The 8430-nt window shown below is 66.3% G+C and carries 9 protein-coding genes and 1 pseudogene; 3 read left to right on the top strand and 7 right to left on the bottom strand.

From position 1 onward, the window contains the following. On the top strand, positions 1–162 hold a 162-nt coding region (locus G4D83_RS44945; protein ID WP_205522870.1), incomplete at its 5' end, for a transposase. Here G4D83_RS44945 and G4D83_RS44940 read toward each other — a convergent pair. The 4 genes from G4D83_RS44940 to G4D83_RS44925 form a co-directional block, all read right to left on the bottom strand. Next, positions 111–1001 carry a hypothetical protein gene (locus G4D83_RS44940; protein ID WP_163871130.1) on the bottom strand — a complete coding sequence of 297 codons (891 nt, stop codon included), beginning with the start codon at positions 999–1001 and terminating at the stop codon, positions 111–113. The genes G4D83_RS44945 and G4D83_RS44940 overlap by 52 nt on opposite strands. 208 nt (positions 1002–1209) lie before the next feature. Further along, on the bottom strand, positions 1210–1440 hold the full coding sequence (locus tag G4D83_RS44935; RefSeq protein WP_163871129.1) for a hypothetical protein: 231 nt from the start codon (positions 1438–1440) through the stop codon (positions 1210–1212). Positions 1441–1646: 206 nt separating this feature from the next. Continuing rightward, a complete protein-coding gene (locus G4D83_RS44930) occupies positions 1647–2675 on the bottom strand; it encodes a nucleotidyltransferase domain-containing protein (RefSeq protein ID WP_163871128.1) in 1029 nt (342 codons plus the stop codon). Continuing rightward, a complete protein-coding gene (locus G4D83_RS44925) occupies positions 2672–4156 on the bottom strand; it encodes an MraY family glycosyltransferase (protein ID WP_163871127.1) in 1485 nt (494 codons plus the stop codon). The genes G4D83_RS44930 and G4D83_RS44925 overlap by 4 nt, the downstream gene beginning before the upstream one ends. A gap of 247 nt (positions 4157–4403) precedes the next feature. Here G4D83_RS44925 and G4D83_RS44920 point away from each other — a divergent pair, with 247 nt between their 5' ends. Continuing rightward, on the top strand, positions 4404–5450 hold the full coding sequence (locus G4D83_RS44920) for an acyltransferase family protein (protein ID WP_240357186.1): 1047 nt from the start codon (positions 4404–4406) through the stop codon (positions 5448–5450). Between the two features lie 8 nt (positions 5451–5458). On the opposite strand, the gene G4D83_RS44915 is transcribed toward G4D83_RS44920, so the two are convergent. Next, on the bottom strand, positions 5459–6277 hold the full coding sequence (locus G4D83_RS44915; RefSeq protein WP_163871125.1) for an FkbM family methyltransferase: 819 nt from the start codon (positions 6275–6277) through the stop codon (positions 5459–5461). Between the two features lie 539 nt (positions 6278–6816). Here G4D83_RS44915 and G4D83_RS44910 point away from each other — a divergent pair. After that, complete coding sequence (locus G4D83_RS44910) at positions 6817–7116, top strand: transposase (RefSeq protein ID WP_205522869.1); 300 nt, start codon at positions 6817–6819, stop codon at positions 7114–7116. 75 nt (positions 7117–7191) lie between these two features. Here the strand turns inward: G4D83_RS44910 and istB are convergent, their stop codons facing one another. Then, a complete protein-coding gene (istB, locus tag G4D83_RS44905) occupies positions 7192–7959 on the bottom strand; it encodes an IS21-like element helper ATPase IstB (RefSeq protein WP_163871124.1) in 768 nt (255 codons plus the stop codon). Continuing rightward, positions 7946–8430 (bottom strand): annotated as a pseudogene (locus tag G4D83_RS44900) (hypothetical protein); the annotation flags it as partial. The pseudogene G4D83_RS44900 and the gene istB, both read right to left, overlap by 14 nt.

The raw sequence follows: 8430 nt of genomic DNA, 5'->3' as shown, positions 1-8430 counted from the left end.
GAGGTGAAGCGCCGCATCCGCTCCGTGGGCGCCTTCCCTGACCGCGCCAGCGCGCTGCGCCTCATCACTGCCGTCGCCCTGGAAGTCACCGGAGTCTGGGACGACCGCCGCTACCTCGACATGTCCCCGCTCAAATCAACCCCAGACACCACCGCTGCTTGATGCCTCCAAGGAGCATTCCTCCCCCGAACCCCCTCCGAACCAACTACACAAGATTCGGGACTTGACCCGGTGAAACTGGTGGCCAGACACCAGGAGTCCTTCATGCCCTTGCGTTTCACACACACCACGGCCCCCACCTGCGCCATGGCCGTAGTGACGCGTGCATTCCGAAGCACCTTCGCGCGTCCGCCTTCCGGTACCCACTCGACCGCGGGTTTCGTCTCTGCCTTCTCTGACGTGACGAGCATGTCCGCGCGGAAGCGCACCACGTACTCGAAGTCCAATTGCCGCAGGAGCGCGTAGAACTTCGAATCCGCGAAGCCTCGGTCCGCCACGATGGTGACTTTCACGTGCGAGGCAATCACCTCGCGCAGCCGCTGAAGGGTCTGGTCCTCCACCAACTGCCGGTTGCCCACGGACGCGGACTTCACCAGCGTCGTCCACACCAACGGCGTGGCCCGCCCATGGCGGGTGATGAGGCTCGCCACGAGCGACTCCTGGTCGTCCTTCTCGAAGTCCGTCCAGTCCAGCGCGATGACGGCCTCCGTGCGCTCCGCCAGAACGAACGGCACCCAGGCCGCGAAGAGCTTCCAGACGTTGATGCCCCCGTTGGACAGCAGCCGGTCCACCTGCTTCACCGCGGGCTTGGAGGTGACGTCCTCGCCCCTCGCCCACGCCATGGCCTTGCCGATGGCCGCCACCGACAGGCTGGTGGCCTGCACCGTGCCCAACGTCGCGTGCGAGAGGGAAAGGATTCGTTTGACGTGCAGGTCGTCCTCGAACACCTCCGTCAAAAACGCCCGCACCTGCTCTTCGTCGATAGCCACCTTGCGCGTCATGGTGGCCGTCTCTTTGCTCGGGTGCCAGTGCGACTGCACGCAGCAGCCGGGCAAGCGCCTGCTGATCAACTTGTTAGATGAGGGGATCCCTCAGCGCCGTGACGGCTTCGAGCACCGGATGACTTCTCCGCATAGGAAAGTCCCAGCTGTCTCCCCGGGCCGCCGCCCAGGATGACGGCGTCCACGTCGAGCAGGTTGGTGGCGGATGCTATTCCCACGCCGAGCATCCGCACTGCCCGGTCGATGAGTTCGCGGCCAGCAGGTCCTGCTCTTCCAGTTCCTTCATCCAGACACTGCGGGTCAAACGCGTAGGCTTCCTGTCCCAGGCACTCGCCAGGTAGTCGAGGAACACCACCACCTGCTCCGCCGCCCTGGACACCGAGGACAGCCCCTCCTCCCAGTGAAAGTCTTTCGACAGCCCCATCACCACCACCGGCATCCGTGCGCGCGCGCCGACGTCATGCCCGGGCCTTCTGGCCCATCTCGGAGATGCACAGGAAGGTCGACAACCGCCGCTGATACTCCGGTAACGCCTCGAGCAGGCTGAGCGGCATGGTGGCCCCCTTTGACGGGCCCACCGCATCACCTGCAATCAGGACGACGGCGTGGTGGCCACAGGACAAAGACCCGCCCTGGGGCCGAGGGTCACCTGTCAGGCGAGGGCCGCATTGCGGTGTCCAGGCGCCGCAGCGCATATCGGAGCATCGCCCCTGGTTCGGGAGCCAGGAGCAGCTTCGCCGCCATCCAGCGTGGCCGGCTGCGCACCAGCTCCGTTTCCACCAGTCGCTCTTCCGAGAAGAGCCGCCTCGCCAACCTCCTGCGCCACATAGGAGGAGCCAGGGCCTCCAGCGCGTCCGCCGGCACGTGTGCACCCAGCAGCCGTTGAGCCACCTCCCAGCCGTACCAGACGAGATGTGGCAAACCCGTGCCCTTGGCACCCTCCACCACGCGAACCCAATCCAGCCCCTGACCCACCAGCAGCTTCAGGTCGAACAGCCACGCCAGACGCTGCAAGAGGTGGTGGCTCGCGTGAAGGGCCAGGTACACGGCCTCGTCCTCGGGAGCGAGCCACCGCACCCGCTGGCCCTCCAGCGTCCCCTCCACCGCGCGCGCCACCAGCGCATCGCCTTCCAGCGTCCGCCCCCAGCCCGCCAGGGCGCGGAAGTGCAGCTCCACCAGCCCTGCCTTTCCCTCCAGCTCCAGGTGGTGCGAGTCCACGTCCGCGTGTCGTCCGTCGCGCGTAGGACGCGCCGTCAGCCCCAGCCCGGTGAGGACGCGCACGGCCGTCTCGACGTCACCTCGGGGCACCAGCAGGTCCACGTCACGGGTGGCGCGCTGGAGGGGGTCCGGATACAGCCTCAGCGCCAGGCCGTAGCCCTTGAGTGGCACGGGGACGATGCCCTCGACGGCCAGGGCCTCCAGGCTCCGCTGGAGCAGCGCCTTGACCTGAAGCGAGCGAGCCGCGCCCGTCAGCGACTCACGGCGCAACAGCGTGGCCGAATCATGAGGCAGCACCCAGCCCACCTGCCCCACCGCGTGAGCGACGAACCCGGCGAGCCCGTGACGGACGGCGCCTCGCACGAAGACCAGGGCCTCGTCTCCCTTGGGAACACTTCTCGCGGGGGGATGGGGCCAGGCGCGCAGCAGCGCGACGAGGGCACTGGACGTCGTCATCGCCGCAGGACGACGACACGCGCGGGGTCCGCGTCCGCCACCGCCAGGAGCCTCGCGGCACGCTCCGCCACGGCGTCCGCCACCAACTCCAGCGCCAGCTCCTCGTCCCGGTCGATGGCGTTGCGACCGTCTCTCCAGACGAGCAGCAGCGAGCCCAGCACCACTTCTTCGTCCTTCACTTCCAGGCACAGCTCGTAGGGCATGGAGAGGCCCGCGGCACGCTGGGTCTCGAAGACGACGCCGTCCATGAGCCCATCGCGCAGTTGCTGGAAGCGCAGCTCCTGTCGCGACACATCCAGTACCTCCGCGAGGACTCGCACTGCGCCCCAGACCTCTTGCAGCGACCGGGCCTCGCGCACGGCGCCGATGACGTCCTTCACCAGCGAACGCAGTCGGATGTTGCGCTGGCGGCGCTGCTGCATGTCGCTGGCGCGCCCCAGGTCCAGGTAGCCCAGCTTGCGCATCAGCACCGCGATGACCACGCCCATGCCACACAGCAACATGGCGCTCTGCACGCTGTTGGCGAAGTTGAGGCCCAGCGCCGTCAACATGAAGAGGCCGCACAGCGCGTACAGCACCAGCACGGTGGAGCGGTGGCTGAGCACCATGCGGCTCATCACGCGGTGGTGGATGTGCTCCTTGTCCGCGCTGAACAGCGGGCGCCCCAGGAGCGAGCGGCGAACCACCGCGAGCAGCGTGTCCATGATGGGCAGGCCCAGCGCCATCACCGGCACGAGCATGGCCACCGTCGTACCGCTCTTGGTGCTCGTCTTGATGGCCACCGCCGCCAGCACGAAGCCGAGGAACATGCTGCCGGTGTCCCCCATGAAGATGGAGGCCGGGTTGAAGTTGAAGACGAGGAACCCGAGGATGGCGCCCGCGAGCGCCGCCATCACCAGGCATAGCAGCACGTCGCCTCGCACCAGCGCGAGGATGAAGTTGGTGCTCACACCGAAGAACGCCACGCCACCCGCGAGCCCGTCGAGCCCGTCAATCAGGTTGAGCGCGTTGATGACGCCCACCATCCACAGCACGGTGAACGGCAGGCTCAGCGCTCCCAGCGACAGCTCAGGGCCGAACGGATTGGCGATGACCTCGATGCGAAAACCCAGGTGGTAGAGCCCGAGCGCCACGATGAACTGCACGCTGAACTTGAGCCGCGCGCCCGCGCCTCGCAGGTCGTCGTACAGGCCGAGCGCGGCGATGGCCGCGCCCCCCGTGAACAGACCCGAAATCAGGTCCGTGTGGGAGCGGAAGTGGTGCCCCACGCCAGAGTCCACCAGGAACAGCGCGCACAGCGGAGCGAAGAAGCCCGCGACGATGCCGATGCCACCCAGCCGGGGAATGGGCCGGACGTGGACCTTGCGACTCGAGTTGGACTGGTCCAACAAGCCCCACGCCAGCGCCTGATTGCGCACGACGAACGTGAGCCCCAAGGCCACCATCAGCGAGACAAGGAACGCAACGAAGAAGGTGATCATCGAGGAGGGCCGCTCCCGCCATGCTGACGGTGAGCGTCACGGCGCGTCAATGAGCGTTCCTGTGCGACACCCAGGATGTCGCCCGAGTTGTCGCCCAGCGAGCGGCCATGCGGGGTTTGGCGATGCCTGGACGTGTCATGGCTGACCTCAGCACCACGCCTGCCCTGCGGCCAGGCCCTTCGCTGTCCGTTGTTGACGCTCCTGGGACGGGGGACACAATGCTCCCACCAACCGCATGCGCCCCACCTTGCAAGAGTACCTCGAAGGTCCGACCAACAACCTGGACTTCTTGCGCTTCGCCGCGGCGACGGGGGTCATTTTCAGTCATGCATTTCCGCTGGGAGAGGGGCCCAAGGGGCGCTCAGAGCCGCTGACCGACTTCACCCATGGACAGGTCACCCTGGGCATCGTCTGCGTGGCCCTGTTCCTGGTCATCAGCGGGGTCCTCATCACTCGCAGCTGGGAGCGGAGTCGCGACGCCCAGAAATTCATCCGGGCCCGGGTTCTGCGCATCTTTCCGGGGCTGGCGGTGTCTCTCGTACTGACGAGCTTCGTGCTCGGCGCCGCGTTCACCACGCATCCGTTGCATGCGTATTTCACGTCCCCTAGCACCTACACGTTCATCCTGCGCAACCTCACGCTCGTCGAGCCGCAGTGGATGTTGCCAGGGGTGTTCGAGTCGAACGTGTATGTCGGCGCGGTCAACGGCTCGCTGTGGACGCTGAAGTACGAGGTGGGGTTCTACCTGCTCGTGCTGGGACTGGGCCTGACGAAGCTTCTGCGGAAGGAACTGGCGCTCGCGGGGTGGTGCCTCACGGCCGGATTGTCATTGCTGCACATCGGTCGTCTGGGACTCTGGCCGGAGCTGGGGCTCTATTTCGGAGGAGGGCTGGCGTTCTATCTCTGGCGGGACAGGGTGCGGATGAGTCCCTGGATTGCACTGGCCTGCGTGGGCATGCTCGTGGCCACGGCGATGACGGGCACGGGACTCCGGCTCGCGCTGGGCTCCTGCGGCGCGTACCTCGTGCTCTACCTCGCGTTTCTCCCGAGCCGACTGGCGCACTTCGGACGCCACGGGGACTTCTCCTACGGCATCTACATCTATGCCTTCCCCGTGCAACAAGCCGTCACGGCCCTGGTGGGTGGGCCCATGGTGTGGTGGTGGAATGCAGCGCTGGCCTTTCCACTCATCCTGGTGCTCGGGGTCTTGTCCTGGCACTTCGTTGAACGGGTTGCTCTGGGCGCGGGCCGCCGGTTCGGAGCGGTACAACACCAGGCATCCGTACAGGCGTAGGCATCGCCTCAGGCGCGGGCCCTGGTGAAGTGCGCCACCCCTCCGTTCTCACAGTCAACCTGGTCATGGCGGAGCTTCAGCCCGGCACGGTCCAGCACCTGGAACAGCGCTTGTTTCGGACCGTTGGGGTGGTACTCCATCTGCCATGCATCGATGCCTGTCAGCGTGTCAGGCGGCACGTCCGGCAGGAACGAGTGCTCGGCCCCTTCGATGTCCATCTTCACGAGGTCGATATGCCGGGTCCCCATCAAGCGTCGCACCTCCTCTAGAGCTCCACCGAGGTCGAGCGTCTTGACCTCCAGCGCGGACCGCCCCGTGGAGGCTGCTTCCAGACCCCGCGATTGGCTCGGGATGGAAGGCTCCGTGCTCATGAAGGCCGCTCCGGTCTGCCGCGCGACAGCAATGGGCAGGCACGTCACCCGCTCCTCCAGCTTGTTCATGCGAATCGTCTGCTGGAGCTTGTGGAATGTCTCGGGGAAGGGCTCGAAGCAGATGACTCTCGCCTGACGCGCCGCTCTCGCGGCCAACACCGCGAACGCGCCGTAGTTGGCGCCGAAATCCACCACGACCTTCGCGTCCGCCGGCACGACGTATTCCTGCCGGCAGAAGAGGATCCACGCAGTGACCAGGTCGTGAAAGGTCTCCAGCGGCAACACAAAGCCGTCGCGCGTCTCAAACCGTGCCGGGTAGTTCAGGCGCGTGAGACCTAGGTACGCGCTGGTGATGCTCGGCCAACCCTGGAGGGTTCTCGCGCACCTCGCGACTTCATGGACCCGACCGATCTGGCGAACTCCTCGAATCAGCCTGTAAATCATGATCGCCACCATACTGTGCCCGTGGCTCGCTGTGGCGAAAGACGAAGATATCCGTCGGGGCGTCCTTCCCCATTCGTAGTCTGGCGACTGACGAAGCAGCTTGCGGATCTGCCTGTCGCCAATCTTCCCTCGCCTGCGCGAACGAGCACTCCTGTGTCCACTAGCAGTGGTTCACGTTGGCCAAGATGACCTCAGGCCGCCGGGCCAGGACATACGCCGGGTCCACCTTCACGTCGATTCCGCGCGGACGTGACGATTGGTGCGCGATATGCACGTCATTGAGCCGAGCATATTGATGGTGGGCACCCCGTCGCATGAGGCACGCGCCCCGCCCATGAGACGGCGATGGCGTCCGTCGGCTGGGTCTGATGAGAATCCACGCCGGCAGGATGTCGTACAGCTCTTCGTGAGCTGCGCGAGATTGGTCTGGGCCAATCCTCATAGAGCTTCGTCGCTGGACCGACCGCTCCCTAGCAGGCTGTTGAGAAACCCCTCCTGGGGATCGACACCCCGCACAGTCGCGTGGTGTCCTCCGTGCATCGGAGGCAGCGATGCGCGGACGGTCCAAGCAGCAGACGACGCTGTTCAGCTTGCGGACGCCGGGAGGCCGAGTCCCGGCGGACCATCCGCTGCGCAGGGTGAAGGACATGGCGGACGCTGCGCTGGCGGCGCTCTCGCCGATGTTCGACACGATGTACAGCGGCACCAGACGGCCGAGCATTCCGCCGGAGCAGTTGCTGAAGTCGTGCCTCCTCATGGCGTTCTACTCGGTGAGAAGCGAGCGGCTCTTCTGTGTCAAGGACCGGGGGTATGGACCGCGTGAGGGTCGGCCAAGCGGATCGCCTTGGTGAGTTTGTCAGGGAGCCGTTGTTCGAGTTCACGGCGCTGACGAGTTTGGGGTCGGCCAAGCGGATCCACGCTGGTGTCTAACGTGCCTCCGCGGCAGTGGGCTTGCGGCGCCGGGCAGGGGGTGGATTGCGATAGCTGTCGCCTTCGATGACCAGGACGTGGGCGTGGTGGAGCAGCCTGTCCATGGCGGCACTGGCCATCAGCGGGTCCCCGAAGAGCGGAGGCCACTCTTCAATCGCCCGGTTGGAGGTGATGACGGTGCTTTTGCGCTCGTACCTCTGGCGGACGACCTCGTAGAGGTCCACCGGCTCATCCTGTGTCAGCCCGCGAAGGCCGAGGTCATCGATGATGAGCAAGTCTGGCGAGGTGAAGCGCAACAGGCGCTTCTCATAGCTCCCGTCGCCCCGTGCGGCGCGTAGTTGCATGAGCAGCTCGTGGGTGCCGACGTAGAGGGTGCTGTAGCCAGCACGGCAAGCACGGTGACCGAGGGCTTGAGCCAGGTGGGACTTGCCGACACCGGTGGGACCGACGACGAGCACGTTGTCGTGGCGCTCCAGGAAGCCACACGTGCCCAGCTCCAGCACCTTGGCCTTGGGCACGCTGGGGTTGAAGTGGAAGTCGAAATCCTCGAGTGTCCTGGCGTGCTCGAAGGAGGCGCGACGCACGCGCTGGGAAAGTTGCTTGGAGTCGCGCCGCTCCACCTCGTCGCTCAGCAACCGGTAGAGGAATTCGGAGTGGGAGAGGTTGTCGTCCACGGCCTGCTGGGTGCGCAGTTGAAGGGACTGGAGGACGCCGGACAGGCGCAGCTTCTTGAGCATGGGAATCAGCTCGTCAGTGGGACTCAATTTCGGGCTCCTGGGGCACGGCGGGGTGGTGCAGCAGCTCGGCCACGCTGCGTGCGAAGCGCGGCTGAGTCAGAGAGGCCGTCGCCGGGGCGGCGAGCGCCAGCGGCAGGGGTTGCAAGTCCAGCCCCTGGCGCAGCAGGTTCTTGAGGCCCCCGTAGCTGTACGTGCCGTAGTAGTGCGCACGCCGGGCGGCGGCGCGGGCGCGCTCGGGCGGGAAGGTTTCCAGGTGAGTCACCATGGCCTGCACGGCGCACAGCTGAGACAGCACGTCGTCGGAGTCGAAGACGGCGCGCACGTAGGTGAGCACCTCGTCTCCCAGTCGGGCGGCCCGGCCCTCCCAGTAGTGTTGCTGAGCGAAGTGGTTGATGGAGATCGCGGTCGCGACGAGCGCGCTGGTTGCCGGGAAGGGATGTTGCAGGTCGCGCGGAGTCCAGCAGCGAGCCGGATTCTGGCGCGCCACGCTGCGTGAGG

The sequence above is a fragment of the Myxococcus eversor genome, assembly GCF_010894455.1.
Classification (GTDB): Bacteria; Myxococcota; Myxococcia; order Myxococcales; family Myxococcaceae; genus Myxococcus; species Myxococcus eversor.
The sequence above is the reverse complement of the archived record's forward strand: the minus strand, read 5'-3'. Positions and strand labels throughout refer to the sequence as shown.